Here is a 25,549-nt window from a genome sequence, read left to right as displayed (position 1 = left end):
ACATGAGGAGGGCTCCCATGACTCCGGAGCAGATCAACGAACTGACCATCGTCGTCGACGGCATCGCCGCGCCCCTGTCGCGCGGTGATCTGCCGTCGGCCGCGGCCGCTCTCGCCGACGTCGAGCCCGAGCGTCTCGCCGAGGTGCTCGAGCGACTCGACGGTCGTCGCCGCGCCGTCGCCTACCGGCTGCTGCCGAAGGACCACGCGCTGCAGGTCTTCGAAGCGCTCTCGCCGAACATGCAGGGGGAGCTCATCGGAGACCTGCGCGACGCCGAGGTGGCGCACATCTTCGGCGACCTCGACCCCGACGACCGCGCCTGGCTCGTCGACGAGCTGCCGGCCTCGCTCGCATCCCGGCTGATGCGCGGGCTTCCCGCTCACGAGCGCGAGATGACCGCCGCCGTGCTCGGCTACCGTCGCGGCTCGATCGGGCGCCGCATGAGCCCGGAGTTCGTGTCGGTTCCGATCGGCAGCACGGTCGCGGGCGCGCTCGACCGGGTGCGGGCGCGTCTGCACGACGCCGAGACGGTGTACACGCTCCCCGTCGTCGACGCGGGTCGTCGCGTCGCCGGGGTCGTCAGCCTGCGCGACCTGCTCGCCGCCGACCCCGACGCCGACGTGCGCGACATCATGCAGAGCGCGCAGACCGCGAGCGTGGACGACGACGCCGAGACCGCCGCGCGTCGCTGCACCGAGCGGGGCCTGCTCGCGCTGCCCATCGTCGACAGTGAGGAGCGGCTCGTCGGCATCCTGACGGTCGACGACGCCGCCCGCATCCTGGAGCACGAGGAGAGCGAGGATGCCGCGCGCCAGGGCGGCGCCGAGCCGCTGCGCCGGCCCTACCTCTCGACGCCGATCCTGCAGATCGTGCGGTCACGCGTCGTCTGGCTGCTGGTGCTGGCTGTCGGAGCGACCCTGACCGTGCAGGTGCTGTCGGCGTTCGAGGCGACGCTCGCCCAGATCACGGTGCTCGCGCTGTTCGTCCCGCTGCTCATCGGAACCGGCGGTAACACCGGCAACCAGGCGGCGACGACGGTCACGCGTGCGCTCGCGCTGGGGGATGTGCGACCCCGCGATGTCGTGCGGGTGCTGAGCCGCGAGGTGCGGGTGGGATTCTTCCTCGGCAGCATCCTGGGGCTCGTCGGGTTCGCGGTCACGTCGCTCGTGTACGAGCCGCGCATCGGACTCGTCATCGGGGCGACCCTGATCGCGGTGTGCACGATGGCCGCGACGGTCGGGGGAGTCATGCCGCTTCTCGCACGGGCCATCCGGGTGGACCCCGCTGTCTTCTCGAACCCGTTCATCACGACCTTCGTCGACGCCAGCGGCCTGATCCTGTACTTCCTGATCGCGCGCGCCATCCTGCAGATCTGAGCCCCCGCCTGCGCCGTGGATGATGGTGCCGGGATGCAAAGGATCGGGCGCGGCGCGCCGGTGCGGATGCCGCTCCGCCGGCGTGTCGGCCACGATCCCTTGCATCCGCGTCCGCGCGGAAGCGAGCGGGCAGCGGACCTGACCGGGGTCAGACCAGGGCGTCGCGGGCGGCTCCGGCGGCGAGGCGTTCGGCGGCCAGCGACTCCGCGGCGGCGAGCGGGGTGACACCGCGCGCGTCGGCCTCGTCGAAGATGCGCCGCAGGACATCGCCGATGCCCTCGACACGCGTCGCGATCTCGCTGCGGTCGCGCTGCTTGGCGGCGAGGTCGAGGTAGATGACGCCGCCGGCGTTCACGACGAAGTCGGGGGCGTACAGGATGCCGCGGGCGGCCAGCCGGTCGGCGCCGGAACGGTGCGCCAGCGGGTTGTTCGCCGGTCCGCACACCGCCCGCGCATCGAGGGCATCGATCACCTCGTCGGTCAGCACGCCGCCGATGCCGGCGGGCACGAACACGTCGGCCGAGGCGAGGTGGGCCTCGGCGGGCTCGATCCAGGTGGCGCCCAGGCTCGTCGCGAGCTCGCGCTTGGCCGGGTTCACATCGGTCACGGTGAGCTCCGCGCCCTCGGCGGCGAGCTGCACGGCAAGCCGGCTGCCCACCTGTCCGAGCCCGGCGATCGTGACCCGGCGTCCGGCGACCTCGCGAGAACCGGTCGCGCGCTCGAGCGTCGCGAGCAGCGACGCGTGCACGCCGATGCTCGTGGGGCCTGCGGGCTCGCCCGAGCCGCCCACACGGTCGGGGAGCCCCACGACGTGCGCCGTGCGCTCGCTGACGGTCAGCATGTCGTCGGTGGTCGAGCCGACATCCTCGGCCGTGCGGTACAGGCCGCCCAGCGACTCGACGGCGTCACCGAGATCGAGGAATGCCGCCCGTCGACGCTCGGCGTCGAGCACGGTCCCCGGAGGTAGTCCGATCACAGCCTTGCCGCCACCGGCATCCAGACCCGCGGCCGCGTTCTTCAGCGTCATCGCCGCCGACAGGCGCAGGGCGTCGCCGAGGGCATCGCTCCAGTGCGGGTAGGTCCACACCCGGGCGCCGCCCAGGGCGGGGCCGAGCACCGAGGAGTGCAACGCGGCGGCGATGAACAGGCCGCTGCGCCGCCCCGTGATCACCTCCACGCGCTCGTGCGTGAAATCGGGCAGGGGCAGGGCGTGGGTCATCGCGATCCTCTTTCGGCGGAGCCTTGTGGGCTCGTGCTCTCCGTGCCGCGGCATTGCGGCACCCCGCCCATTGTGCCTCTTCTAGAGTGTCAGCGTGACCACCGATCTGCCTTCGCGAAGCCGTATCGTCCACGAGTCCCTGCGCGCGGCCGGCATCCCCGGCGACATCGTCGTGCTGCCGGATGCCGCATCCACCGCCGCCCTCGCCGCTGCAGCGCTCGGCGTCGAGGTGGGGGCGATCGCCAACAGCCTGGTCTTCTGGTCGGACGGTGAGCCGCTGCTGGTCATGACCAGCGGCGCGCACCGCGTCGACACCGCCGCCCTCGCCGAGCGCACGGGACGCAGCGCGATCACGCGCGCGAGCGTCGAACAGGTGCGTGCCGCGACGGGCCAGGCGATCGGCGGGGTCGCGCCGACGGGACACCCCGCGCCCCTCACGACGCTCATCGACGAAGACCTCGCGCAGTACGACGAGATCTGGGCGGCCGGCGGCACCCCGCACACCGTCTTCCCGCTGACCTTCGACGACCTGGTGCGTCTGACCGGCGGCACGGTCGTCGCCGTCGTCTGAGCCGTAGCCTGCGGCGCGGACTCAGCCCTTCGGGCTGTCGAAGCTCCACTCGTCGGGATCGGTCGCGGTCGCGACATCCCAGTCGTCGGTCCGCCACATGAAGGTGGCCACCGCGCACGTCGGCATTCCGCCGATGCCGCCGTTCGACAAGCGTTCGGCGAGCACCGTCATCCCCGGGTCGTGCGCGACCACGAGCACCGAGCGAGCACCGCTGCCGCTCGCCGCGTCGAGGAGCGCGCGTGCCGAAGCGCCGTAGAGCTCGTCGCGCAGGTCGGGTTCGAGCCCGAGTGCGGTGCCGAAGGCTGCGGCCGTCGTGCGAGCACGAAGCGCCGTCGACGCGAGGATGCGCTCGACGGTGACACCGGTGGCCGCCAGGCGCTCGGCCATCGCGGGGGCGTCGCGCATGCCGCGCTCGTTCAGCGGACGGTCGTGGTCATCGAGGGCGGGCGAGCCCCAGTCGCTCTTGGCATGTCGCACGAGGATGAGCGTCGTCATGGAATCATCCTCCCGCGCCGAAGACCGCATGCGCGATCGTGAAGATGACGAGTCCGGCGAGCGATCCCACGATCGTGCCGTTGAGCCGGATGTACTGCAGATCGCGGCCGACCATGAGCTCGATCTTCTCGGTCGTCTCCTGGGCATCCCAGCGCTCGACCGTCTCGGTGATCACCGAGGCGATGTCGGCGCGATGGCGGGCAACGAGCGTCGCGGCGGCGTCGATGACGCGGGCGTCGATGCGCTGCTGCAGCGCCGGATCGGTCGACAGACGTTCGCCGACCTCGGTGAGCGCGGCCGCGATGCGGCGGCGGAGCGGGCTCTCGGCGTCACCGAGTGAACGGACGAGACCGGCCTTCGCCGTGCCCCACGCCTCGGCGGCCAGGGCACGGACACGGGGACTGTCGAAGACCGCCGCCTTGGCCGCCTCGAGCCGCGCCGCCGTGTCGGTCTCGCCCTGCAGATCGCCGGCGAGACGAGCGAGGTAGCCGTCGATCGCCTTCCGCGCCGGGTGCTCGGGATCGCTGCGCACGGCTGCGACGAACGTCAGCGCCTCGCGGTAGACCGTGTCGTCGACGAGCCGTGTCGCCACCGACGGCAGCCACGACGGCAGGCGGCGGGAGACGAGCCCGGTGAACACCGAGCGATTGGCGACGAGCCAGGTCTCGATGTTGTCGATCGCGAGGTCGACCGCACCGTGGTGGGCCCCGGCGCCGACGACACGCTCGAGCCACCCGCCGATCGATGGGCCCCACGAGGGCGCCAGCAGGTGCTCGCGCGCCAGGTCTTCGAGGAGGTCCTGCACCTCGTCGTCGCTCAGTGCTGTCAGGATGCCGGATGCCGCAGCCGACGCCTCGGCCGACACGCGCTCGGCGTTCTCGGGGCGCCGCAGCCACGCGCCGAGCCGCGTCGCGATGCCCATCGACTCGAGCTTGCCGCGGATGACGCCGGCTTCGAGGAAGTTCGTCTCGACGAACTCACCCAGGGTGCGGCCGATCTCGTCCTTGCGTCTCGGGATGATCGCGGTGTGCGGAATGGGCAGGCCGAGCGGATGCCGGAACAGCGCGGTGACCGCGAACCAGTCGGCGAGAGCTCCGACCATGCCGCCCTCCGCGGCGGCGCGGACGTATCCGAACGCGGGGACGGTCTGCTGCAGGGGGAACGAGATCGCGAAGACGATCGCCATGAAGATCAGCGCACCGAGGGCGACGGCCTTCATCCGCCGCAGGCCCTGGCGTCGAGCCTGGTCGGCGGGGGAGAGCAGGGAGGTCGGCGTGCGTGCCATCCGGTCATCCTCCCACGGTGGTTCGCCGGGCGGGGCCGGTCACGGCGTATCCTGACCGCGTGATCGACGACATCCAGAAGCGAGCCCTGCGCCGCACGAGCATCCTCGAAGGACAGGTCCGCGGGCTGGCCCGGATGATCGAGAACGAGGACTACTGCATGGACATCATCGCCCAGTCACGGGCCATCCAGAAGGCCCTCGCGTCGCTCGACAAGCTCCTCATCGAGAACCACCTCCGCACCCACGTGACGCACATGTTCGAGAACGGCGGCGCGGACCGCGAGCAGGCCGTCGCCGAGCTGCTCAAGGCCTACGACCTAGAGACCCGCTGATCGGACCCCTCCCCCGACCCCGTCGAGTCGCCAGGAAGTGCGGATCCGGGGGCCCCGGCATCCGCGTTTCGTGGCGACTCGACCGGCACGGAGGTACCGCGCGGGCAGAGGGTCAGGAGGTCAGGGGGTCAGGGGGCCGAGCCAGGCGGTGGCGACGGTGCTGTGGGCGGACTCCGGGTCGGAGGGGTGGAACATCCCCGCGATGACGTCGCGGTAGAGGCGGCCGAGCTCGGAGCGGGAGAAGTACGACGAACCGCCCGCCACGAGCATCGCCTCGTCGACGACGGCCTTCGCCGCCGTGACCGCGCGGTGCTTCAGGCCGCTGAGCTTCGCGAACCACAGGCCGCCGTGATCGGCCCGTTCATCGATATCGCGCGCGATCGCCTCGAGCTGCGGCAGCATCCCGTCGTACGTCAGCGCCATGTCGGCGATGCGCCAGCGGATGTCGGGATCCTGGCTGTACGCCATCCCCGTCTTCTTCGACGTGCGCGACGTCGCGGCCACGACAGCGAGGTCGAGGGCGCGCCGGGCGATGCCGGTGTACACCGACGCGAGCAGCAGCTCGAAGACTGAGAAGATCCCGAACACGAGCGGGTCAGGGTTCGGGCCGGGGGAGAGGCGGCGCACGATACGGCCGGGCGATGCGACCGCGCCGTGCAGCTCTGTCGTGCGCGACTGGGTTCCGCGCATGCCGACGGTGTCCCAATCGTCGCGCGTGCGCACCGCGTCGGTGCGGTCGACGAAGGCGAACACCAGCTTCGGTGCGTCCTCGCTCGTGGTGTCGAGGCCGTGGAGTCCGAGGCGGTCCCACACCGGTGCGAGCGAGGTGAAGATCTTCGTGCCCGTGAAGGCGTATCCGCCATCCGGCTGAGGCTCGGCGACGGTGTCGCTGCCGAACAGGACGAGGTCGTTGCCCGCCTCGCTGATTCCGAACGCGAACACCTCGCCCGCTGCGGCGCCCTCCTGCACGAAGCGCAGGGCGTCGTCACCGCGGTCGGACAGCACCTTGGCGACACCGGTCCACACGAGGTGCATGTTGATCGCGAGGGCTGTCGCGGGTGCAGCACCGGCGAGTCGCTGCTGCAGAACGGATGCCTGCGCGAGCGACAGGCCCGCGCCGCCGAGCTCTTCCGGAACGAGGATGCCGAGGTAGCCCGCCTCCCGTAGCTCGGCGAGGTCGTCTTCGGGGAAGACGTTGTCGGCATCGACGCCCGCGGCGCGCCCGCGGATCCGGTCGAGGAGGTCGTCGGGCAGGTATCGGGCCGAGTCGAAGTCGCTCACGGCATCCATTCTGCTCCCGCCCCCGCGCAGCGGGTGGTGTGTCCGGCGGGGCCCGCCGTGCACCCGATGTCCTGGTGCAGGATGGGGACATGATCTCGACCGACGCCGCGCTCGCCCTGCGCGAGGCCGGGCTCGTCTGGCACCCGGCATCCGGAGACCGTTTTCAGCTTAACGAGCCGGAGTTCGAGGCCGACATCTTCACCGTCAGCGAGATGACGGTCGAACCGCGTCGGTATCCGACCGGCACGATCCTCGCGTTCAACGGCACGACCGAATGGGCGCTCGACTCCGTCGCGCTCGACGAGGCGCTGTGGCTTCCTCGCGAGGACCAGCTGCGAGAGATGCTGCGCGGCGGATTCCGGAGCCTGCGCCGGCTCGCCGACACCCACCGTGTGGAGATCGAGTTCGCCGGCGAGGAGCTGGCGTTCGAGCATCCGCAGCCCGAGGACGCCTACGCGGCAGCGGTGCTCGCGATGCTGCGACGCGTCAACGACTGAGCGGTCGGTACCGCAGAACCAGCCTCACGTGATCGTGTGGACGGGCTCGGTGTCGGGTATCGGTGACGAGTCGCGCCCGCGGAGATCGGGGAACCACTGCACGCACGTCGCGGCGACGATGAGGCCGGCCGCCGCGAACAGCGTCGCGGCGACGTAGGCGCCCTGGGGGCCGACACCGTCGATGAGGAATCCCGCGATGGCCGAACCCGCGGCCGCTCCGATGAGCTGGCCGGTACCGATCCAGCCGTAGGCCTCCGCCGTCTCGCTGAACTTCACGCTCGCCGAGGTGATGGCGAACATGACCGCCAGCGCCGGCGCGATACCGATGCCCGCGACCAGGAGCGAGCCGCCGAGCCACCACGCGTTGAGCGAGAAGATCGTCGCCGCGAGCCCGACGGTGACGATGAGGAAGCGGCGAGCCATGGCCCAGCGCCCGATCGGGATGTGACCGAACGACAGGCCGCCCGCCAGGCTGCCGACGGCGAACACCGCGAGCACGATGCCGGACTCGAGTCCGCCGTGACCGAACGAGGCGACGACGCCCGCTTCGACCGCGGAGCACGCGCCGATGAGGAGGAACCCGGTCGCGGTCGCGAGCATGACCGGCGGCTTCAGCAGCACACGGCCCAGGCTGCGCCGGCTGCGCGGGATGCGGACGCGGCCGAGCTCGGGGGAGGAGATGAACCACGCACCGCCGCCGATGAGGATGACGACGACGAGCAGCAGCCCCGGCACGGTACCGGCCTGCAGCGCCACGAAGGTGATGAGCACCGGCGCGATGATCCAGATGATCTCCTGCAGCGACGCGTCGAGCGAGAAGAGCGGTGTGAGCTGCCGCGAGGTGACCATCTTGGGGTAGATCGTGCGCACGGCCGACTGCACCGGCGGGGTCGACAGGCCCGCGATGAGGCCGAGTGTCATGTAGACCCACAGCGGGACGTCGAGCACCGCGAGCAGGCCGATCGCCGCCGCGCAGACGGCGAGCGTCAGCGTCAGCACGCGCCGCATGCCCCAGACGCCCATCCATCGACTCGTCACCGGGCCGGCGATCGCCTGTCCGACTGAGGTGGCCGCCAGGACCAGACCGGCGGACCCGTAGGAACCGGTCACGTGCTCGATGTGGAGCAGGATGGCGAGGCTCGTCATCCCGCTCGGAAAGCGCGCGGTCAACTGTGCGGCGATGATGCGCGCGACACCCGGTGTGCGCAGCAGTTCTCCGTATCCCGCCACCCCTCAACGGTAGCGATTCCGGGGGCTCCTCGGCGACGTTCGGTCGAGCATCGCCGCGACACGCCCGCGACACGCCGAAGCGACGAGATCGGTCCGAATCGGATGTCGGTGGGTCGGTCTACCGTCCGACCTGTGGACAGACTGCGCGAGCACCTCGAGGAAGCGCGGAATCACGCGTCGAACCGGGCTTCGACCGATCTCGCGATCTGTGGATGAAACGGTGGACAAGATGTGTTGTACCTGGGGAGAGCGGTGCAAAACTACAGACTTGTAACTACTACCCCTTGTGGTGCCCCCCGATGTCGGCACCCATATGTAGTATTGAGGTCCCGGCGGGTTCTCAGCCGGAGATGCGTAAGAAGCGAAGGGAAACCACACTCGACATGGCGATCACGGTCTACACCAAGCCCTCCTGCGTGCAGTGCAACGCGACGTACCGTGCGCTGGACTCCAAGGGCATCGAATACGACGTCCTCGACCTCTCCGAGGACCCGGCGGCACTCGAGCGCGTCAAGTCGCTCGGCTACCTGCAGGCCCCCGTCGTCATCACCGACGAGGACCACTGGTCGGGCTTCCGTCCCGACAAGATCGACGAGCTGGCCGCTCGCTTCGCCTGAGCCATGAGCACGGCGGTCGCGACGCGGGCGCCTCTGCTCGTGTACTTCTCGAGCGTCTCCGGCAACACCGCGCGATTCATCGACAAGCTCGGACTGCCGGCGCTCCGCATCCCCCTTCACTCCTCACCGACGCCCCTCGTCATGACCGAGCCCTTTGTGCTCGTCACCCCTACCTACGGCGGGGGACAGGGGCGCGGTGAGGAGAAGGGTGCGGTGCCCAAGCAGGTCGTTCGCTTCTTGAACGATGTGCGCAACCGCACCCTGCTTCGTGGAGTCATCTCCACCGGCAACACGAATTTCGGCGAGTCGTACTGCCTCGCCGGCGACATCATCAGCCGCAAGTGCTCCGTGCCGCACTTGGACAAGGTGGAACTGTTCGGCACGCCCGAAGACGTCGAGCGCGTGAGCGCAGGATTGGAACGATGGTGGAATCAGCACTGGAAACAGCCTTGACCGATAACGGCTTCAAGGTCGACGCGCGCTTCGACGGGCTCGACTACCACGCCCTCAACGCGATGCTCAACCTCTACGGCGCGGACGGCAAGATCCAGTTCGACGCCGACAAGCGCGCGGCGCGGGAGTACTTCCTCCAGCACGTCAACCAGAACACGGTCTTCTTCCACTCCCTCAAGGAGCGTCTCGACTACCTCGTCGAGAAGGAGTACTACGAGCCCAAGGTCATCGAGAAGTACTCGCTCGAGTTCATCCAGAAGCTCAACGACTTCGCCTACGGCAAGAAGTTCCGCTTCGAGACCTTCCTCGGCGCGTTCAAGTACTACACGAGCTACACGCTGAAGACCTTCGACGGCAAGCGTTACCTCGAGCGCTTCGAGGACCGCGTCGTGATGACCGCCCTCGGTCTCGCCGACGGTGACGAGAACCTCGCGATGCAGCTCGTCGACGAGATCATCTCGGGTCGTTTCCAGCCCGCCACCCCGACGTTCCTCAACACCGGCAAGGCGCAGCGCGGCGAGCTCGTGTCGTGCTTCCTGCTCCGCATCGAAGACAACATGGAGTCGATCGCCCGCGGCATCAACTCCGCCCTGCAGCTCTCGAAGCGCGGCGGCGGCGTGGCTCTGCTGCTGTCGAACATCCGCGAGGCCGGTGCTCCGATCAAGCAGATCGAGAACCAGTCGTCGGGCATCATCCCCGTCATGAAGCTGCTCGAAGACAGCTTCAGCTACGCCAACCAGCTCGGCGCGCGTCAGGGCGCCGGCGCGGTGTACCTCTCGGCGCACCACCCCGACATCCTGAAGTTCCTCGACACCAAGCGCGAGAACGCCGACGAGAAGATCCGCATCAAGACGCTGTCGCTGGGTGTCGTCATCCCCGACATCACCTTCGAGCTCGCCAAGAACGGCGAGGACATGTACCTGTTCTCGCCCTACGACGTCGAGAAGGTCTACGGCGTTCCGTTCGGCGACATCTCGGTCACCGAGAAGTACCGCGAGATGGTCGACGACGCGCGCATCAAGAAGACGAAGATCAACGCGCGCGAGTTCTTCCAGACCCTCGCCGAGATCCAGTTCGAGTCGGGCTACCCGTACATCATGTTCGAGGACACGGTGAACAAGGCCAACCCGATCAAGGGCCGGATCAACATGTCGAACCTGTGCTCGGAGATCCTCCAGGTCAACACCCCGACGACGTACAACGAAGACCTCTCGTACGCCCAGATCGGCAAGGACATCTCCTGCAACCTGGGGTCGATGAACATCGCGCTCGCGATGGACGGCAAGGACCTCGCCCAGACCGTCGAGACCAGCATCCGTGCCCTCACCGCGGTCAGTGACCAGAGCCACATCGCCTCGGTCCGCTCGATCGAGGACGGCAACGACCGTTCGCACGCGATCGGGCTCGGACAGATGAACCTGCACGGCTACCTGGCGCGCGAGCACGTCCACTACGGCTCCGAAGAGGGCCTGGACTTCACGAACATCTACTTCTACACGGTGCTGTTCCACGCGCTGCGGGCCTCGAACAAGATCGCGATCGAGCGCGGCACGTACTTCGAGGGCTTCCCCGACTCGACCTACGCGTCGGGCGAGTTCTTCGACAAGTACATCGAGCAGGAGTGGGCGCCCCAGACCGACAAGGTGAAGGGTCTGTTCGACGGCATCCACATCCCGACGCAGGACGACTGGCGCGAGCTGAAGGCATCCATCCAGCAGCACGGCATCTACAACCAGAACCTGCAGGCGGTGCCCCCGACCGGCTCGATCTCGTACATCAACAACTCGACGTCGTCGATCCACCCGATCGCGTCGAAGATCGAGATCCGCAAGGAAGGCAAGCTCGGCCGCGTCTACTACCCGGCGCCGTTCATGACGAACGACAACCTCGAGTACTACGAGGACGCGTACGAGATCGGCTACGAGAAGGTCATCGACACCTACGCCGCCGCGACCCAGCACGTCGACCAGGGTCTGTCGCTCACGCTGTTCTTCAAGGACACCGCGACCACGCGCGACATCAACAAGGCCCAGATCTACGCCTGGCGCAAGGGCATCAAGACGATCTACTACATCCGCCTGCGGCAGATGGCGCTCGAGGGCACCGACATGTCCGAGTGCGTCAGCTGCATGCTGTGACGGATGCCGGAACCCGAACCAGGAACTGAAGCGAAATGACTCCCGAACCGCTCAAGCTCGTCGACCACGTGCAGGCGATCAACTGGAACCGCATCCAGGACGACAAGGACCTCGAGGTCTGGAACCGTCTGGTGAACAACTTCTGGCTGCCCGAGAAGGTGCCGCTGTCGAACGACATCCAGTCGTGGAACACGCTGACGCCCGACGAGCAGACGCTCACCATGCGCGTGTTCACGGGGCTGACGCTCCTCGACACGATCCAGGGCACCGTCGGCGCCGTCTCGCTCATCCCCGATGCGATCACCCCGCACGAGGAGGCCGTCTACACGAACATCGCGTTCATGGAGTCGGTGCACGCGAAGAGCTACTCGTCGATCTTCTCGACGCTCGCCTCGACGCCCGAGATCGACGACGCGTTCCGCTGGTCGGTCGAGAACCCGAACCTTCAGAAGAAGGCCTCGATCGTCATGGACTACTACCGGGGCGACGAGCCACTCAAGCGCAAGGTCGCCTCGACCCTGCTCGAGTCGTTCCTCTTCTACTCGGGGTTCTACCTGCCGCTGCACTGGTCGGCGAAGGCGAAGCTGACGAACACCGCCGACATCATCCGCCTCATCATCCGTGACGAGGCCGTGCACGGCTACTACATCGGCTACAAGTTCCAGAAGGGCTACGAGCAGCTCTCGCAGGCCGAGCGCGACGAGATCAAGGACTACACGTTCTCGCTGCTCTACGAGCTCTACGACAACGAGGTGCAGTACACGCAGGACCTCTACGACGCCGTCGGCCTGACCGAGGACGTCAAGAAGTTCCTGCACTACAACGCCAACAAGGCGCTGATGAACCTCGGCTTCGAAGCGATGTTCCCCGCCACGGTCACCAACGTGAACCCGGCGATCCTGTCGGCCCTGTCGCCGAACGCCGACGAGAACCACGACTTCTTCTCGGGGTCGGGCTCGTCGTACGTCATCGGCAAGGCCGAGGCCACCGAAGACGAGGACTGGGACTTCTAAGCTGACTCGCGCACGAAAGTGGCGCGTGTGACGGGATCGCTCCGGCGGTTCCCGGCGCACGCGCCACTTTTTCGTTGACGCCGCGCCATGCCCACGCATAGGGTTGCGAGGCTGCGCCACGAGGCACGGCATCACCGGAGGAACGACATGACCATGCGCAACGAGCGCCTGATCGCAGCGGACCTGGACCAGTTCCAGCTCCGCAATGAGTCGTACCCTCCGGTGCGAGACGTCTGACCCGCCACTGTCAGCACGCCCCGCACCGCACAGGTCCGGGGCGTTCGTGTGTTCCTCTCCATGCGCCCGTTCCCGGACCGTCATCACAAGGAAAGGAACCATGGAGAAGCTCTCGAACAGGCTGCTGTCATGGGCGAGCATCATCGACGAGAAGACCCTCGATCAGGCTCGCACCGCGTCTGGCATGCCGTTCATCCACCCGCATCTGGCGCTCATGCCCGATGCGCACCTCGGCAAGGGGGCGACCGTCGGGTCGGTCATCCCGACGCTCGGGGCGATCATGCCGGCTGCCGTCGGCGTCGACATCGGGTGCGGCATGATCGCCGTCCGCACGCAGTTCACGAAGTCGCAGCTGCTCGGCCGCGACCTGGGGACGCTGCGCGAGCAGATCGAGCGGGCGATTCCGCTGTCGGCCGGTCGCGACAACCGCAAGGTCGTCGCGACCGCCGAGCCGCGCATCGCCGAGCTGGAGGAGCTCGCCGAGAAGCACGAGTTCGACCCCGCGCGCTACGCCGGGCACTGGCGCAACCAGCTCGGGTCGCTCGGCTCGGGCAACCACTTCATCGAGGTGTCGGTCGACGAGACCGACGCGGTGTGGATGTTCCTGCATTCCGGCTCGCGAGGAGTGGGCAACAGAATCGCGACGCACCACATCGGCGTCGCTCAGCGGCTCGCGAAGCAGTGGTGGATCGACCTGCCCGATCCCGACCTGGCGTACCTCGTCGAGGGCACGGAGGAGTTCCGGCGCTACATCCGCGAGCTCCGGTGGGCGCAGCACTTCGCGCTCCTGAACCGCGAGGAGATGATGGACCGCGTCGCCCGTCAGCTGTCCGAGACGATGGGCGCCGACGTCGACGAGCTCGAGCGCATCAACTGCCACCACAACTTCACCGAGAGCGAGAAGCACTTCGGCAAGCAGGTGTGGGTGTCGCGCAAGGGCGCGATTCAGGCGGATGCCGGCCGGCCCGGCCTCATCCCGGGATCCATGGGCACGGCGTCGTACGTCGTCTCGGGGCTCGGCAACCCGCTGTCACTGAACTCGTCGCCGCACGGGGCAGGGCGGGAGTACTCGCGGTCGGCCGCGCGCCGAACCTTCACGCACGACCAGCTGCGTGAGGCCATGGTGGGCATCGAGTTCCGCGACACGGATGCCTTCATCGACGAGATCCCGCAGGCCTACAAGCCGATCGATCGCGTCATGGCGGATGCGGCCGACCTCGTCGAGGTGCGGCACACGCTGCGTCAGCTGGTCAACGTGAAAGGCGATTGACCCGCATCCCCATCGGAGGAGAAAAGCGTGTCGGAGGGTGGCTTCCCGGAGCCCGCCCTCCGACACGCGGATGCCCGGGGGCCAGGCGTCGCCCTCCGGGAACGCCGGCGCCCACACCGTCGCTTACGCTGACGACATGAACTCCGAGACCCGCCACCGGCCCGGATACCCCGTGCGCTCGAAGGCTCTCCTCGAGCAATGGCTGGCCGACTATCTCGCGACCGGGCCGCGGACGTCGTCGTCGTTCAAGGTCGCCATCCAAGACGAGTCTCTCGGCAAAGACACCGGTCTTGTGATCATGGTTCCGTTCGGGACGCCGGCAGAGGTCTATATGCAACCTGCGGGACCCGACCGGGCTGAGTGGGTGATCACGCTCACGGGGAGGGATGAAGACCTGACGGTCAGTCCGCAGCGGCTGGCCGGCTTCGCGGCCGAACTGCGCGTCGCGAGCGATCTGTGTGCGTACCTGCAGTTCCGGTCGATCGAGTGGGACCGGATGTCGGGCATGGGGTGAGAGCTCCGCTGCTGGCTCGATCAGCGCGCCTCTCCTACGAGCTGGCTGCCCGAACCGCGGCGACAGCCTCGGCCGGCGAGCCGTGGAACGCCGGTCCGTGTCCCGGCAGCACCCACGCGGCGGGCAGGGCTGCAATGCGGTCGAGCGAGGCGATCGCCTCGGCGGGGTCATCGGTGAAGGGCGCCGGGCCGGGGCCGGAGCGCCCGGTCAGCACGTGCCGAGTGGTCAGCGCGTCGCCCACGAAGATGGCTGCGGCGGCGGGGGAGTACACGGCGACACTGCCCGGGGAGTGGCCCGGCATGTCGATGACGCGAGGTTCGCCGGGCAGCGGCAGGACGTCCCCGCCGGAGACCTCCTCGACGGCGGTCAGCCAGTGCGGCCGCATCCCCTTTCGCGCGCCGTAGGCGGCGAATTGCAGAAGGGGACCGAGACGGACGGGACCGAGCGGGGTCTTGGGCTTCTCGCCGCCGCGCGCGCGAGCGGCATCCGCAGCGTGGACGTAGACGGGAACGCCCTGCTCGCGCCGCAGCCGTTCCGCGAAGCCGACGTGGTCGCTGTCGCCGTGAGTGAGGACCACACCGCGGATGTCGTCGAGGGTGCGCCCGATGCCGGCCAGCTCTCGTCGCAGGTCGCGATGAAAGCCGGGCAGGCCGGCGTCGACGACGGTGATGCCTTCGGCCGTGACGATGAGGTAAGCGGCGACGATGTCGTTGCCGATCCGATGGAGTGAAGGAGTGAGTTGCATGATGTCCTCGGGTCATGGCTAATGTGTGTAGCCATGATAGCTTATGACCGTAGCTTTGGGAGGGGCGATGCCGACACCGGAACGAACAACGCTCGTGAGCATCATCGACGCGGCAACGGCGCTGCTCGAAAGCGGAGGTATCTCTGCAGTGACTATGCAGGCGGTGGCTCAAGCGGTCGGGGTGAAGGCGCCGTCGCTCTACAAACGCGTGCGTGACCGTGAAGCCCTTCTGGCTCTCGTCGGTGGCGCGGCTGCGGACGACCTGACGAAACGTCTCGACGCGGCATCCGGCAGTCTCGAAGAGATGCTCGGCGCCTTCCGGCGCTTCGGGCGTGAGCGCCCCGAGGCGTTCCGCCTGCTCTTCACGAGCACCGTCGATCCCGACAAGCTCGCGGCGACGAGCGCGCCGGTTCTTCGAGCCACGACCGCCGCGGTCGGTGCCGGCCACGCCCTCGATGCCGCGCGGTTGCTGACCGCGTGGGCGACGGGCTTTGTCACGATGGAGCTCGCCGGCGCGTTCCGACTCGGCGGGGATCTCGACGAGGCCTACGCCTACGGCGTCGCGCACCTGGTCGGCTCGCTGCGCGGCTGACGCGCCCCGGGCTGTGCGTGCGCCCTGCGCTTCCGTCCACGCGGAGAAAAGCATGTCGGAGGGTGGCTTTCAGGAGCCCGCCCTCCGACATGCAGATGTCCTCCGGTCAGGCGTCGCCCTGGCCGATGTCGGCGGCCTCGGCGATCGCGGTCTCGTGCGGGCGGCCGAGGTGGCGCAGCGTACGGCCTGCGGCGGCGAGGATCGCGATCGCGACGACGAGCGCGGCGACACCGAGCCAGTACGGCGCACTCGGGGTGATCGCGGCGGCGAGGGGGCCTGCCACGGCGGGAGCGATCGCGCCACCGATGAAGCGCACGCCCGAGTAGGTGCCGCTCGCGACGTTCCGGGGCAGGTCGGTGGCCTCCATGACGGCCTCGGTCAGCGCTGTGTTGAGCACGCCGAGGAACAGGCCGGCGACGATGACAGTGACGATGAGCACGGTGGCGCTGTCGATGCCGATCGCGAGGACGGCTTCGGCGACGGCCAGCAGCCCGAGCATCGTGAAGAGCACGGGGCGCAGGCCCAGCCGGCGGGTCAGCAGGGGAGCTGCGAGCACCGAGGTGAGCGCCACGGCGAGTCCCCAGCCGAAGAAGACGAGGCCGAGCTCGTGCGCTCCGAACGTCATCCCGGCCTGCGCCGCGGCGGACTCGATCGGGTACGGGCTGTAGGCCAGAAGCACGAAGAACGCGACGTTGTAGAAGAACGCCGTCAGTGACAGGGTCAGCAGGGCCGGGTTGCGCAGCGCACGGAACGACGCGAGAAGCGACACCTTCGCCGGCGCTGCGGCCCCGGCAGCGGGTGCGGGGGAGCGGAACACGACGAGGATCGCGAGGAGCGCGATGGCCATGAGCGCGGCGGTCCCGAAGAAGGGGCCGCGCCACGACAGCTCGCCGAGCGCGCCGCCGAGGAGCGGTCCGACCGCGAGGCCGATGCCGAGGGATGCCTCGTACAGCACGATCGCCTGACGGCTTCCGCCGCTGGCGGCTCCGACGATGGCGGCCAGCGCCGTCGCGATGAAGAGCGCGTTGCCGATTCCCCAACCGGCGCGGAATCCGATGATCTCGACCACGCCACCGGACAGGCCTGCGGCCGCAGCGAAGACGACGATGAGGGCGAGCCCCAGCAGCAGGGTCTTCTTCACGCCGAGTCTCGACGACACCCAGCTGGCGAAGAGCATGACGATGCCGGTGATGAAGAGGTAGCTGGTGAACAGGAGCATCGTCTCGGACGGCGTCGCATCCAGCTCGCGGCTGATCGCCGGGAGGATCGGATCGACCAGGCCGATGCCCATGAACGACACCGTGCAGGCGAAGGCGATCGCCCATACCGCGACGGGTTGGCGCCAGATCGACGCCTTCGCGGTCTCGGCTGTCGCCTTCGTCTGATCGCCGGTCGCGGACCGTTCTGTTTTCGTCGCGCTCGTCACGCGCACCTTCCTCTCGTCGGAGTCTGTCGGGGTCATTGCAGTTCCGGCTCCTCGAGCAGCGCGGCGAGAACCTCGGCCGCGCGCGCGAGAGCCGACCGGTCGGCGTCGCTGAGCCGCGACCACGCCGGCGCGGTCACCTCCAGCGCTTGCGAGCGGAACGCCTCGAACTGGCGCCGCCCCTCGTCGGTGATCGACACGAGCGAGGCCCGGCCGTCCTCGGGGTCGGGTGCACGATCCACGAGGCCCTCCGCTTCCATCCGGCGAACCAGCGTCGTCATGGTCGGCTGGCTCACGCGCTGCCACTCGGCGAGGTCGCTGACCCGTGTGGGGCCGAGATCGTCGAGGGCGGCGAGCGCACGCCAGGTTCCTGCGGCGGCGGACGTCTCGACTCGGCGGGCCACAGCCCGGTTGAACCGGCTCGACGCCGACATCAGGCGGATAGGGGAGTCGGGCAACTGCATAGCTTCACTATACAACATGCATAGGCTAGCTATGTAAAACGTCGCGCTCCCGAGAATGACGAAGCCCCCGGCATCCTCCTCGCGAGAGAGGATGCCGGGGGCTTTCGCGTGGCGTCAGCGGCCGCCGTTGATCAGTCCGAGCCATTGACCGAACGGCTTCTCGCCGCGGATGTCGGTGTGTTGCTCGTCCTGCTCTTCGTTCGTGATCATGGTGACCTCCCCGCTTCTTCCGTGGAACTCATCATGAACATCCGCTCGCGTCGACGCTCGGTCCTTGACGAACGGCGCGCGGCGCGTTAGGGATGCGACACAGCTTTTCTGGCGGCTATCACCCGCACGAGTGAGCCCCCGCCTCCTACAATCGTGACCGTGTCGGAAACTCCTGCCCTCACGCGCGAGCCGCGCTTCAGCCCGGTCATCGCGCTCATCGCCGTCTCGGCGTCGTGGGAAGGCCGGCTCTCCGCAGCCCTGCGCGACCTCGGCCTCTCCACCCGCAAGTTCGGCCTGCTCGGTCACATCGGCTCGGAGCCGGGTATCTCGTTCTCGGAGCTCGCGCGTCGCTCGCACATCACGGTGCAATCCGCGCACACCGCCGTCCGCACCCTCGTCGACGAGGGGCTCGTCGCCGATGCGACGGCGCACGCGGGCTCGGCGTCCGACCTGCGCATCACGGCCAAGGGCATCGCGGTCATGGAGCAGGCTCACCAGCGGCTGCTCGAGCTCGACGCCACGCTGAGCGACAACATGCCGGGCCTGGCGGCCTCGATGGACGGCATCCGTGCAGGAATCGTCTAGGTCGGCTGGATAGGGTTCGGGGGTGTTCCGAACACCGTCGACCGCATTCCGTTCGCTCGCGATCGCCGAGGCCGTCTCGTGGACGCTGCTGATCCTCGGCTTGATTCTCCGCACAGCGCTCGACCTGCCGGTCGCCGTGACGATCGGCGGCGGCATCCACGGCTTCGTCTTCCTCTGCTATGGCGCGACCGCCGTGCTCGTCGCCTGGAACAACCGGTGGTCGATCGTCCCGACGATCTGCGCCGTCGGCGCCGCCGTGGTCCCCTATGCGACCGTGCCGACCGAGATCGTGCTGCGCCGGCGCGGCCTTCTCGAGGGGGAGTGGCGGACCGAGGCGACCGACGACCCGCGCGACCGGCGCGCGGTCGACCGGTTCCTGCGATGGTTCGTCCGCCGTCCCGTGGTGCTGGCGATGATCCTCGCGATCGGCATCATCGCCGCATACGTCGTGCTGTTGGTGATCGGACCGCCCGGACGGGCGTAACGTGATCGGATGCCGCGCACCGTTGCCCGCCTCGCCCTCGCCGCTCTGCTGATCGCGGCGGGAGCGGCGCATCTGACCGTCCTCCGACGCGGCTATCGCATCGCGGTCCCGGACTGGGCGGCGCGGCTGCTGCGCACCGATAAGGACATGATCGTCGTGGCCAGCGGTGCGGTCGAGATGATGCTCGGCGCCGGGCTCCTCGCGCTACCACGCGAACGCCGTCGCATCGCCGCGGCGATCGCCGCCTTCTTCGTCGCCGTGTTCCCGGGCAACGTGCACCAGTGGCGCACCGGTGCGTCGGCTCCCGGACTCGACACCGATGAGCGGCGCTTCGGCCGACTCTTCCTCCAGCCCGTGCTCGTCGCGTGGGCGCTGTGGGCGGGCGGCACCGACATCCCCGGGCGGTCCCGCTGAGGGCGCAACAGTCCGACACGGAATTTCTCGTGGCGGTCCCACGTTTGGTTGCCTGTCATGGTGAGTACATCCGCATCCACAGCAGCATCCGTCTCCTCGGCTGAGTCCGACTACCGAGCTTGGGCGGCCTTCCGCCGGGAGTCGGTCGCGGCCCCGCAGGGATCCCTCGCCCTCGTGCTCACGCACTGGTCGGCTCCGGGCGAGCCCGCCGTCGACGACGAGACTGCGCGCGCCGGGCATCCGGTCGATGCGCTGCTCACCCGTCTGCAGCGAACCGACATCGAGACCGGTCTTCCGCAGGAGGGCTACCGCATCTGGCGGCAGGACTCGCCCGCGAACGAAGCGTTCGAAGACATCGAGCGCTGGGAGTACGACCCGGCCTGGGTGATCGAGGGCCGCTTCGAGCTCGTCGATGAAGACCGGGTGGTCCCCTTCGAGCACATCAAGGACGGCGGCGCGACGCGCGGCCTCCCGGTCTCGGGCGACCTGGTCTTCGAGATCGACGGCACCGAGTACCGACTCGCCGCTTTCGACACCAACTACGGCGGTCCGAAGCTTCACCTCGTCTTCGGCGACCAGACCAACGGCGCCGAGTCCTACGGTGCCGGCCGGTTCCTCTTCCTCGACCACCCGGGCGCGACCGGCGACCTGGCCCCCGGTGACAGCACGCCCGTCACGGTCGACTTCAACCGGGCCGTCGTCCCGCCGTGCGGCTTCTCGAACCAGATGAACTGCCCCCTGCCGCCGCTGCAGAACCGTCTGCCCTTCCCGGTTCGCGCCGGTGAGAAGAAGGTCCGGTTCGCCGGCGACTTCTCGCTCTGATCTCCTTCCTGCAACACCCGAAACGGCGGAGCGCCCGCACCTCGCTCCGCCGCCCCCTCCACACAGCAAAGGAACACCCGTGACTTCACGCGGCTTCTCCCGGATCGTCGCCGCCACCGCGGCTGCGACGGCCGGTCTTCTCGTCCTGGCCGGATGCTCCGGATCCGCAGACCCGGCCGGTTCGGCCGGCGCGAGCGACCCAAACGCCGAGATCGTCGTCGGATCGCAGAACGAGCCGACCAACCTCGATCAGATCTTCGGCGGCTCGTCGGGCGTCACCGAGGTCTTCACCGGCAACGTGTACGAGGGTCTGTTCCGGATCACCGACGACGCCCAGGTCGAGCCGCTGCTGGCCGCGGAGACCAGCGTGTCGGCAGACGGTCTCGTCTACACGTTCACCCTTGAGGACGCCACCTTCCACTCGGGCAAGGAGCTGACCGCCGCCGATGTGAAGTACAGCCTGGAGCGGTTCGTCGGCGATGAGTCGATCGCGGCGCGCAAGCGCCAGTTGAGCGTCATCGACACCGTCACGGCGGTCGACGACAAGACCGTCGAGGTGACCCTCTCGCAGCCGTCGATCAGCTTCACCTACAACCTCGGCTACGTCTGGATCGTCAACGAGGATGCCGGCGACCTGACGGCCACCGCCGACGGCACCGGGCCCTACGAGCTCGGCGACTATCGCAAGGGCGACTCGATCACCCTCGACGTCAACGACTCCTACTGGGGCGTCGCGCCGAAGAACGGCGGGGTCGTCTACCAGTACTACGCCGACCCGACGGCCCTGAACAACGCCCTGACGACCGGTGCGGTCGACCTCGTCACGAGCCAGTCGAACCCCGACAGCATCGCGGAGTTCGAGGCTGCCGGCTTCCAGATCATCGAGGGCACCTCGACGACGAAGGAGCTGCTGGCGTTCAACGACCGGATCGCTCCGTTCAACGACGCGCGCGTGCGCAAGGCGATCTACTCCGCGATCGACCGCGAGAAGCTGCTCGATGCGATCTGGGACGGCCGCGGCGAACTCATCGGATCGATGGTGCCGCCCTCCGAGCCCTGGTACATCGATCTGGCCGACAACAACCCCTACGACCCGGCGCTGTCGGAGAAGCTGCTCGCCGAGGCCGGTCAGTCCGGCGGGTTCACGTTCACGGTCGACACCCCCGACTCGGGCGTCCACTCGACGGTCGCGGAGTTCCTCAAGTCGGAGCTGGCGAAGGTCGGCATCACGTTGAACATCAACATCATCACCGACGACGAGTGGTACCAGAAGGTCTACACCGAGAAGAACTTCGAGGCGACGCTGCAGGGCCACGTCAACGACCGCGACATCAACTTCTACGGCAACCCCGACTTCTACTGGGGCTACGACAACGCCGACGTGCAGACCTGGCTGGCCGACTCGGAGGCCGCGGCATCCGTCGATGAGCAGACCGAACTGATCAAGAAGGCGAACCAGCAGATCTCGGACGACGCAGCCAGCGTCTGGCTCTACCTCAACCCGCAGCTGCGCATCGCGGCCGAAGGCGTGTCGGGCGTGCCCAAGAATGGACTGAACTCGCTGTTCTACGTCTCCGACATCACGAAGGCCTGATCTCCATCACCCGGTATCTGATCCGACGGACAGGATTGCTGCTGCTGGCGTTCGCGCTGGCGGTGGTGATCCTGTTCGTCGTGCTGCGCGTTCTCGGCAACCCGGTCTTCGCTCTCATCTCGGTGGGGGCGACGGATGCCGAGATCGCGGCCGCCGCCGCGCGGCTGGGCGTCGACCGGCCGATCCCGGAGCAGTTCCTGGCCTATCTCGGCCAGCTCGCGAGCTTCGACCTGGGGCGATCGTTCACCAACAACCTTCCCGTCGGCGATGAGATCCTGCGCCGGCTCAACGTCACGCTGCCCCTGACCCTCATCGCGTTCACGCTGTCGGTGCTGATCGCGGTGCCGGTGGGGTTCATCTCGGCCTGGAAGGCGCGCACCTGGTACGGAACCGCCTTCTCGGCCGTGTCGCAGCTCGGCGGCGCGATTCCCGTCTTCTGGGTCGGCATCCTGCTCGTCGCGGTGTTCGCGCTGAACTGGCGATTGCTGCCGGCGGGCGGCTTCCCGCGGCGCGACTGGGAGGACCCCGGGGCCGCGCTCGTGTCACTCACGCTTCCGGTGCTCACGATCGCGATCGTGGCGGGCAGCGATCTCGCACGTTACGTCCGCAGCGCGACGCTCGACGTGCTCGGCCAGCAGTATCTGCGCGCGGCTCGGGCCACGGGGCAGAGCTTCGCCACGGCCATCTGGCGTCACGGCGTGCGAAACGCCGTCGTCCCGTTGATCTCGATCCTCGCGATCCAGCTGTCGACGACCTTCGTCGGCGCGGTCATCATCGAGCGGGTCTTCGCGCTCCCCGGTCTCGGCGACATGCTGCTGGTCGGCATCAAGGAGCAGGACTTCCCGAGCGTCCAGGGGGTGCTGCTCTTCTCGACCGCCCTCGTTCTTCTGCTCGGTTTCGCCGCAGACATCGTGCAGCGCATCATCGACCCGCGACTGCGCGACACGATCTCGGGCAATCGCAGAGCGAGGGCGGCGACATGACGGCAACGACCCTTCCCGACACGGGCACCGTCCCGGCGACGCGGCCCACCCGGCCCCGCCGCCGACGCTCGATCAACCTCGCCGTCGGCGGCATCCTGTTCGGCGCCATCGCGGTGATCGGCCTGATCTCGCTGCTGTGGACCCCGTTCACCTTCGACGACACCAGCGGCGGCCGGCTGCAACCGCCGTCCGCCGAGCACTGGGCCGGCACCGACCGCCTCGGCCGCGACCTGTTCACGCAGCTCATGATCGGAGCGCGGCTGGCCCTCACCGTCGGGTTCGGATCGGTGTTGATCGCGGCGATCGTCGGTATCGGTCTCGGCCTGCTCGCCGCCGTCGCACGCCGATGGGTGGACGACGCCCTCACGAGCCTGCTCGACATCGCGATCGCCTTCCCGACCCTGCTGCTGGCGATGCTGATCGTCGCCTGGCGCGGGGCATCGGTCGATTCGGCGATCCTCGCGATCGGCCTCGCCGGCTCGGCGGTGATCGCCCGGCTCACGCGCATCGCCGCGACGCGCGTCCTCGCGATGGACTACGTCACTGCTGCACGCACCTCGGGCACGGGCAGGCTGGGCATCGTGTTCCGGCACGTGCTGCGCAATGTCTGGCCCACCCTCATCGTGCCGCTGGCACTCCAGTTCGGCGGAGCGGTCGGTGCGGAGGCGTCGCTGTCGTACCTCGGGCTCGGCTCCCCGCCGCCGAACGCCTCGTGGGGCCGGATGCTGGAGGAGGCGCAGAGCACCGTGCTCGTCGCCCCGACCGCGGCGATCCTCCCCGGCGTCCTGCTGGTCGCCTTCATCATCGGCGCGAACCTGCTGGCCGACGGCCTGCGCGACATCGCCGATCCGACCACGAGGAGCATCGGATGACCGCCGCGCTGACCGCATCCGGTCTCGGCGTGCGGCTGGGTGACGACCGCACGCTCGTGCACGGCGTCGACGTGACGCTCGAACCCGGCGAACGCCTGGGCATCATCGGCGAGTCCGGCTCGGGCAAGTCGCTGACCGCCCTCGCGATGCTCGGCCTGCTCGCGTACCCGCTGACGCCGTTCGGATCGGCGACGATCGCGACCGCCGAGGGCGAGGTGGAGGTCGTCGGAACCCCGTCGCGCCGCCTCGATCGGGTGCGGGGCCGGACGATCTCAGCGGTCTTCCAAGAGCCGCTGGCCTCGCTCGATCCGCTCATGCGCGTGGGCAAGCAGCTGGCCTGGCCGCTCGCGAAGCACCGCGGGCTGGCCGGAGACGCGCTGCGGCGCGGCGTGCTCGATGCCCTGGCAGATGTTCAGCTGCCCGACCCGGAGCGCATCGCACGGTCGTTCATCCACGAGATCTCCGGGGGCCAGCGGCAGCGCGTCGCGATCGCCCTCGCCCTGGCGGCGGGCCCGAGCATCCTCATCGCCGATGAGCCGACGACCGCGCTCGACGTCACCGTGCAGGCCGGCATCCTCGATCTGCTTCAGCGTGAGGTGACGGAGCGGGGGATGACGCTGCTGTTCATCAGCCACGATCTGCCGGTCGTCTCGCAGATCGCCGACCGCGTGCTCGTCATGCGTGACGGAAGTCAGGTCGAGCTCGGCGACACGGCGCAGCTGCTCCGGTCGCCCCGGCACGAGTACACCGCGCAGCTGGTCGCCGCCTCGCGCGCTCTCGACGACTTCCTGCCGGCGAAGGGAACCCGATGACGGCCGACGGTCACGCGAAACTCGCGCTCGAGCACGTCGACTTCGCCTACGGTCGCGGAGCGGCCGTGCTCCACGATGTCTCGCTCTCGCTCGCGCCCGGCGAGACGGTCGGACTCGTGGGGGAGTCGGGCGCGGGGAAGACATCCGTTCTCCGCCTGCTGCTGGGCCTGGCGGCACCGACATCGGGTCGCGCTCTCTTCGACGGCGCACCGCTTCGCGTCGGGGAGCGCGCGCAGATGCGGTCGCTGCGCCGCGCCGTGCAGCCGGTCTACCAGGACCCGTTCTCGTCGCTCGACCCGCGGATGACGGTGGGGCAGTCCATCGCCGAACCGCTGCGGTCCCTCGGTATCACCCGCGACCGGAGTCGCATCGACGCGCGGGTCGGCGAGCTGCTCACGGCCGTCGACCTCGACGTGGACGCGGCGTCCCGCTACCCCGACGCGTTCTCGGGTGGGCAGCGCCAACGCATCGCGATCGCCCGTGCCCTCGCGCCTCGCCCCCGTCTGCTTCTGGCGGACGAGCCGGTGAGCGCTCTCGACACGTCGGTGCGCATGCACGTCATCGAGCTGTTCCAGCGGCTCGCCGCGGAGCAGGGCATCGGCATGCTGCTGGTCTCGCACGACCTGACGATCGTGTCGGCGCTGTGCGAGCGCATGACGGTGCTCCGCGCCGGTCGCGTCGTGGAGGAGGGGCCGACGTCTCAGCTGCTCACGTCGCCCCGCGACGAGTACACCGCGCAGCTCGTGGCCGCCGTGCCCCGGCTTCCCGCGGAATGACGGGGATCTGCGACCGCGACACGCCCGGGATGTCGCGCCGCTTTGCCAGGATGCCGGGAGCCGCGTAACTTATTACTTGTTCGCCCCACAGGGAAGAGCGAGAGGGCCGGAAGGTCCCGCCTCCCTCAAGCGGAGAACAACCCGAAACAGACGCTTCCGAGCGTCGCAGGTCCAAGACCTGCCACAGGGTCCCCACCACACCTCACAACCGAGTCGGTCTCCGGCTCTGGTTATGAACAGGTCAA

28 protein-coding genes are annotated in these 25,549 nt (G+C 68.7%); 20 read left to right on the top strand and 8 right to left on the bottom strand.

Annotated elements, in window-relative coordinates; translation table 11 throughout:
• Window positions 1-17 precede the first annotated feature (17 nt).
• Window positions 18-1,376 (top strand): magnesium transporter, encoded by a 1,359-nt coding sequence (gene mgtE, locus MTS1_RS12735; RefSeq protein ID WP_023954612.1) that lies wholly within the window; start codon window positions 18-20, stop codon window positions 1,374-1,376.
• A 148-nt stretch (window positions 1,377-1,524) separates the two neighbouring features.
• Here the strand turns inward: mgtE and MTS1_RS12730 are convergent, their stop codons facing one another.
• Window positions 1,525-2,595, bottom strand: a complete 1,071-nt coding sequence (locus MTS1_RS12730) for a Glu/Leu/Phe/Val dehydrogenase family protein (RefSeq protein WP_023954611.1) — start codon at window positions 2,593-2,595, stop codon at window positions 1,525-1,527.
• A gap of 94 nt (window positions 2,596-2,689) precedes the next feature.
• Here MTS1_RS12730 and MTS1_RS12725 point away from each other — a divergent pair, with 94 nt between their 5' ends.
• Window positions 2,690-3,166 carry a YbaK/EbsC family protein gene (locus MTS1_RS12725; protein WP_023954610.1) on the top strand — a complete coding sequence of 159 codons (477 nt, stop codon included), beginning with the start codon at window positions 2,690-2,692 and terminating at the stop codon, window positions 3,164-3,166.
• 21 nt (window positions 3,167-3,187) lie between these two features.
• Here the strand turns inward: MTS1_RS12725 and MTS1_RS12720 are convergent, their stop codons facing one another.
• A complete protein-coding gene (locus MTS1_RS12720) occupies window positions 3,188-3,661 on the bottom strand; it encodes a histidine phosphatase family protein (RefSeq protein ID WP_023954609.1) in 474 nt (157 codons plus the stop codon).
• Window positions 3,662-3,665: 4 nt separating this feature from the next.
• Window positions 3,666-4,946, bottom strand: coding sequence for a DUF445 domain-containing protein (locus MTS1_RS12715; protein ID WP_023954608.1), 1,281 nt, complete (start codon window positions 4,944-4,946; stop codon window positions 3,666-3,668).
• A gap of 59 nt (window positions 4,947-5,005) precedes the next feature.
• Here MTS1_RS12715 and MTS1_RS12710 point away from each other — a divergent pair, with 59 nt between their 5' ends.
• Window positions 5,006-5,278, top strand: coding sequence for a metal-sensitive transcriptional regulator (locus tag MTS1_RS12710; RefSeq protein WP_023954607.1), 273 nt, complete (start codon window positions 5,006-5,008; stop codon window positions 5,276-5,278).
• Window positions 5,279-5,398: 120 nt separating this feature from the next.
• On the opposite strand, the gene MTS1_RS12705 is transcribed toward MTS1_RS12710, so the two are convergent.
• Entirely contained in the window at window positions 5,399-6,568 is a 1,170-nt protein-coding gene (locus MTS1_RS12705) for an acyl-CoA dehydrogenase family protein (RefSeq protein WP_023954606.1), read from the bottom strand.
• A gap of 80 nt (window positions 6,569-6,648) precedes the next feature.
• On the opposite strand from MTS1_RS12705, the gene MTS1_RS12700 reads away from it, so the two are divergent.
• Window positions 6,649-7,056 (top strand): hypothetical protein, encoded by a 408-nt coding sequence (locus MTS1_RS12700; protein ID WP_023954605.1) that lies wholly within the window; start codon window positions 6,649-6,651, stop codon window positions 7,054-7,056.
• 24 nt (window positions 7,057-7,080) lie between these two features.
• On the opposite strand, the gene MTS1_RS12695 is transcribed toward MTS1_RS12700, so the two are convergent.
• Window positions 7,081-8,286, bottom strand: coding sequence for an MFS transporter (locus MTS1_RS12695; protein WP_023954604.1), 1,206 nt, complete (start codon window positions 8,284-8,286; stop codon window positions 7,081-7,083).
• 383 nt (window positions 8,287-8,669) lie between these two features.
• Between MTS1_RS12695 and nrdH the strand changes: the two genes are divergently transcribed.
• The 6 genes from nrdH to MTS1_RS12665 all read left to right on the top strand — a co-directional run bounded on the left by nrdH (window position 8,670) and on the right by MTS1_RS12665 (window position 14,528).
• Window positions 8,670-8,903 (top strand): glutaredoxin-like protein NrdH, encoded by a 234-nt coding sequence (gene nrdH, locus MTS1_RS12690; protein ID WP_023954603.1) that lies wholly within the window; start codon window positions 8,670-8,672, stop codon window positions 8,901-8,903.
• Between the two features lie 3 nt (window positions 8,904-8,906).
• Entirely contained in the window at window positions 8,907-9,356 is a 450-nt protein-coding gene (gene nrdI, locus MTS1_RS12685) for a class Ib ribonucleoside-diphosphate reductase assembly flavoprotein NrdI (RefSeq protein WP_023954602.1), read from the top strand.
• Window positions 9,326-11,494, top strand: coding sequence for a class 1b ribonucleoside-diphosphate reductase subunit alpha (gene nrdE, locus MTS1_RS12680; protein WP_023954601.1), 2,169 nt, complete (start codon window positions 9,326-9,328; stop codon window positions 11,492-11,494). Before nrdI ends, nrdE begins: the two co-directional genes overlap by 31 nt.
• A gap of 35 nt (window positions 11,495-11,529) precedes the next feature.
• Complete coding sequence (nrdF, locus tag MTS1_RS12675; RefSeq protein WP_023954600.1) at window positions 11,530-12,507, top strand: class 1b ribonucleoside-diphosphate reductase subunit beta; 978 nt, start codon at window positions 11,530-11,532, stop codon at window positions 12,505-12,507.
• Between the two features lie 337 nt (window positions 12,508-12,844).
• The gene (locus MTS1_RS12670) at window positions 12,845-14,014 is read left to right on the top strand and encodes an RtcB family protein (RefSeq protein WP_023954599.1); all 1,170 of its coding nucleotides are present in this window, start codon (window positions 12,845-12,847) and stop codon (window positions 14,012-14,014) included.
• Between the two features lie 136 nt (window positions 14,015-14,150).
• Window positions 14,151-14,528 (top strand): hypothetical protein, encoded by a 378-nt coding sequence (locus MTS1_RS12665; RefSeq protein WP_137750438.1) that lies wholly within the window; start codon window positions 14,151-14,153, stop codon window positions 14,526-14,528.
• A 34-nt stretch (window positions 14,529-14,562) separates the two neighbouring features.
• On the opposite strand, the gene MTS1_RS12660 is transcribed toward MTS1_RS12665, so the two are convergent.
• Window positions 14,563-15,273, bottom strand: coding sequence for an MBL fold metallo-hydrolase (locus tag MTS1_RS12660; RefSeq protein WP_023954597.1), 711 nt, complete (start codon window positions 15,271-15,273; stop codon window positions 14,563-14,565).
• A gap of 94 nt (window positions 15,274-15,367) precedes the next feature.
• Between MTS1_RS12660 and MTS1_RS12655 the strand changes: the two genes are divergently transcribed.
• Window positions 15,368-15,865: a TetR/AcrR family transcriptional regulator gene (locus tag MTS1_RS12655; RefSeq protein ID WP_023954596.1), complete on the top strand. Its 498-nt coding sequence runs from the start codon at window positions 15,368-15,370 to the stop codon at window positions 15,863-15,865.
• Window positions 15,866-15,971: 106 nt separating this feature from the next.
• Here MTS1_RS12655 and MTS1_RS12650 read toward each other — a convergent pair whose 3' ends face one another.
• Both MTS1_RS12650 and MTS1_RS12645 read right to left on the bottom strand, forming a co-directional pair.
• Window positions 15,972-17,327, bottom strand: coding sequence for an MFS transporter (locus MTS1_RS12650; RefSeq protein WP_023954595.1), 1,356 nt, complete (start codon window positions 17,325-17,327; stop codon window positions 15,972-15,974).
• Complete coding sequence (locus tag MTS1_RS12645; RefSeq protein WP_023954594.1) at window positions 17,324-17,752, bottom strand: MarR family winged helix-turn-helix transcriptional regulator; 429 nt, start codon at window positions 17,750-17,752, stop codon at window positions 17,324-17,326. The genes MTS1_RS12650 and MTS1_RS12645 overlap by 4 nt, the downstream gene beginning before the upstream one ends.
• 369 nt (window positions 17,753-18,121) lie before the next feature.
• On the opposite strand from MTS1_RS12645, the gene MTS1_RS12640 reads away from it, so the two are divergent.
• The 9 genes from MTS1_RS12640 (at window position 18,122) to MTS1_RS12600 (ending at window position 25,304) form a co-directional block, all read left to right on the top strand.
• Window positions 18,122-18,547, top strand: a complete 426-nt coding sequence (locus MTS1_RS12640) for a MarR family winged helix-turn-helix transcriptional regulator (RefSeq protein WP_081731878.1) — start codon at window positions 18,122-18,124, stop codon at window positions 18,545-18,547.
• 22 nt (window positions 18,548-18,569) lie between these two features.
• Window positions 18,570-19,031 carry a DUF3817 domain-containing protein gene (locus MTS1_RS12635; protein ID WP_023954592.1) on the top strand — a complete coding sequence of 154 codons (462 nt, stop codon included), beginning with the start codon at window positions 18,570-18,572 and terminating at the stop codon, window positions 19,029-19,031.
• Window positions 19,032-19,040: 9 nt separating this feature from the next.
• Window positions 19,041-19,445 carry a hypothetical protein gene (locus MTS1_RS12630; RefSeq protein ID WP_023954591.1) on the top strand — a complete coding sequence of 135 codons (405 nt, stop codon included), beginning with the start codon at window positions 19,041-19,043 and terminating at the stop codon, window positions 19,443-19,445.
• Between the two features lie 57 nt (window positions 19,446-19,502).
• Window positions 19,503-20,267 (top strand): DUF1684 domain-containing protein, encoded by a 765-nt coding sequence (locus tag MTS1_RS12625; protein ID WP_023954589.1) that lies wholly within the window; start codon window positions 19,503-19,505, stop codon window positions 20,265-20,267.
• A gap of 79 nt (window positions 20,268-20,346) precedes the next feature.
• Entirely contained in the window at window positions 20,347-21,861 is a 1,515-nt protein-coding gene (locus MTS1_RS12620) for an ABC transporter substrate-binding protein (RefSeq protein WP_023954586.1), read from the top strand.
• Entirely contained in the window at window positions 21,858-22,844 is a 987-nt protein-coding gene (locus MTS1_RS12615; RefSeq protein WP_306460398.1) for an ABC transporter permease, read from the top strand. The genes MTS1_RS12620 and MTS1_RS12615 overlap by 4 nt, the downstream gene beginning before the upstream one ends.
• Window positions 22,841-23,716: an ABC transporter permease gene (locus MTS1_RS12610; protein WP_023954584.1), complete on the top strand. Its 876-nt coding sequence runs from the start codon at window positions 22,841-22,843 to the stop codon at window positions 23,714-23,716. Before MTS1_RS12615 ends, MTS1_RS12610 begins: the two co-directional genes overlap by 4 nt.
• Entirely contained in the window at window positions 23,713-24,528 is an 816-nt protein-coding gene (locus MTS1_RS12605) for an ABC transporter ATP-binding protein (protein ID WP_023954582.1), read from the top strand. Before MTS1_RS12610 ends, MTS1_RS12605 begins: the two co-directional genes overlap by 4 nt.
• Window positions 24,525-25,304 (top strand): ABC transporter ATP-binding protein, encoded by a 780-nt coding sequence (locus MTS1_RS12600; protein ID WP_023954580.1) that lies wholly within the window; start codon window positions 24,525-24,527, stop codon window positions 25,302-25,304. Before MTS1_RS12605 ends, MTS1_RS12600 begins: the two co-directional genes overlap by 4 nt.
• Window positions 25,305-25,549: the final 245 nt, after the last annotated feature.

Source organism: Microbacterium sp. TS-1, assembly GCF_000509385.1.
Taxonomy (GTDB): Bacteria; Actinomycetota; Actinomycetes; order Actinomycetales; family Microbacteriaceae; genus Microbacterium; species Microbacterium arborescens.
This window is presented reverse-complemented; position numbering and strand designations above follow the sequence as displayed.

Coding starts and splice junctions, on each gene's coding strand:
- mgtE (WP_023954612.1), top strand. CDS start 18: ATGACTCCGGAGCAGATCAACGAACTGACCATCGTCGTCGACGGCATC.
- MTS1_RS12730 (WP_023954611.1), bottom strand. CDS start 2,595: ATGACCCACGCCCTGCCCCTGCCCGATTTCACGCACGAGCGCGTGGAG.
- MTS1_RS12720 (WP_023954609.1), bottom strand. CDS start 3,661: ATGACGACGCTCATCCTCGTGCGACATGCCAAGAGCGACTGGGGCTCG.
- MTS1_RS12715 (WP_023954608.1), bottom strand. CDS start 4,946: ATGGCACGCACGCCGACCTCCCTGCTCTCCCCCGCCGACCAGGCTCGA.
- MTS1_RS12705 (WP_023954606.1), bottom strand. CDS start 6,568: ATGGATGCCGTGAGCGACTTCGACTCGGCCCGATACCTGCCCGACGAC.
- MTS1_RS12700 (WP_023954605.1), top strand. CDS start 6,649: ATGATCTCGACCGACGCCGCGCTCGCCCTGCGCGAGGCCGGGCTCGTC.
- nrdH (WP_023954603.1), top strand. CDS start 8,670: ATGGCGATCACGGTCTACACCAAGCCCTCCTGCGTGCAGTGCAACGCG.
- nrdI (WP_023954602.1), top strand. CDS start 8,907: ATGAGCACGGCGGTCGCGACGCGGGCGCCTCTGCTCGTGTACTTCTCG.
- nrdE (WP_023954601.1), top strand. CDS start 9,326: ATGGTGGAATCAGCACTGGAAACAGCCTTGACCGATAACGGCTTCAAG.
- nrdF (WP_023954600.1), top strand. CDS start 11,530: ATGACTCCCGAACCGCTCAAGCTCGTCGACCACGTGCAGGCGATCAAC.
- MTS1_RS12670 (WP_023954599.1), top strand. CDS start 12,845: ATGGAGAAGCTCTCGAACAGGCTGCTGTCATGGGCGAGCATCATCGAC.
- MTS1_RS12665 (WP_137750438.1), top strand. CDS start 14,151: ATGAACTCCGAGACCCGCCACCGGCCCGGATACCCCGTGCGCTCGAAG.
- MTS1_RS12660 (WP_023954597.1), bottom strand. CDS start 15,273: ATGCAACTCACTCCTTCACTCCATCGGATCGGCAACGACATCGTCGCC.
- MTS1_RS12650 (WP_023954595.1), bottom strand. CDS start 17,327: ATGACCCCGACAGACTCCGACGAGAGGAAGGTGCGCGTGACGAGCGCG.
- MTS1_RS12645 (WP_023954594.1), bottom strand. CDS start 17,752: ATGCAGTTGCCCGACTCCCCTATCCGCCTGATGTCGGCGTCGAGCCGG.
- MTS1_RS12630 (WP_023954591.1), top strand. CDS start 19,041: ATGCCGCGCACCGTTGCCCGCCTCGCCCTCGCCGCTCTGCTGATCGCG.
- MTS1_RS12625 (WP_023954589.1), top strand. CDS start 19,503: ATGGTGAGTACATCCGCATCCACAGCAGCATCCGTCTCCTCGGCTGAG.
- MTS1_RS12610 (WP_023954584.1), top strand. CDS start 22,841: ATGACGGCAACGACCCTTCCCGACACGGGCACCGTCCCGGCGACGCGG.
- MTS1_RS12605 (WP_023954582.1), top strand. CDS start 23,713: ATGACCGCCGCGCTGACCGCATCCGGTCTCGGCGTGCGGCTGGGTGAC.
- MTS1_RS12600 (WP_023954580.1), top strand. CDS start 24,525: ATGACGGCCGACGGTCACGCGAAACTCGCGCTCGAGCACGTCGACTTC.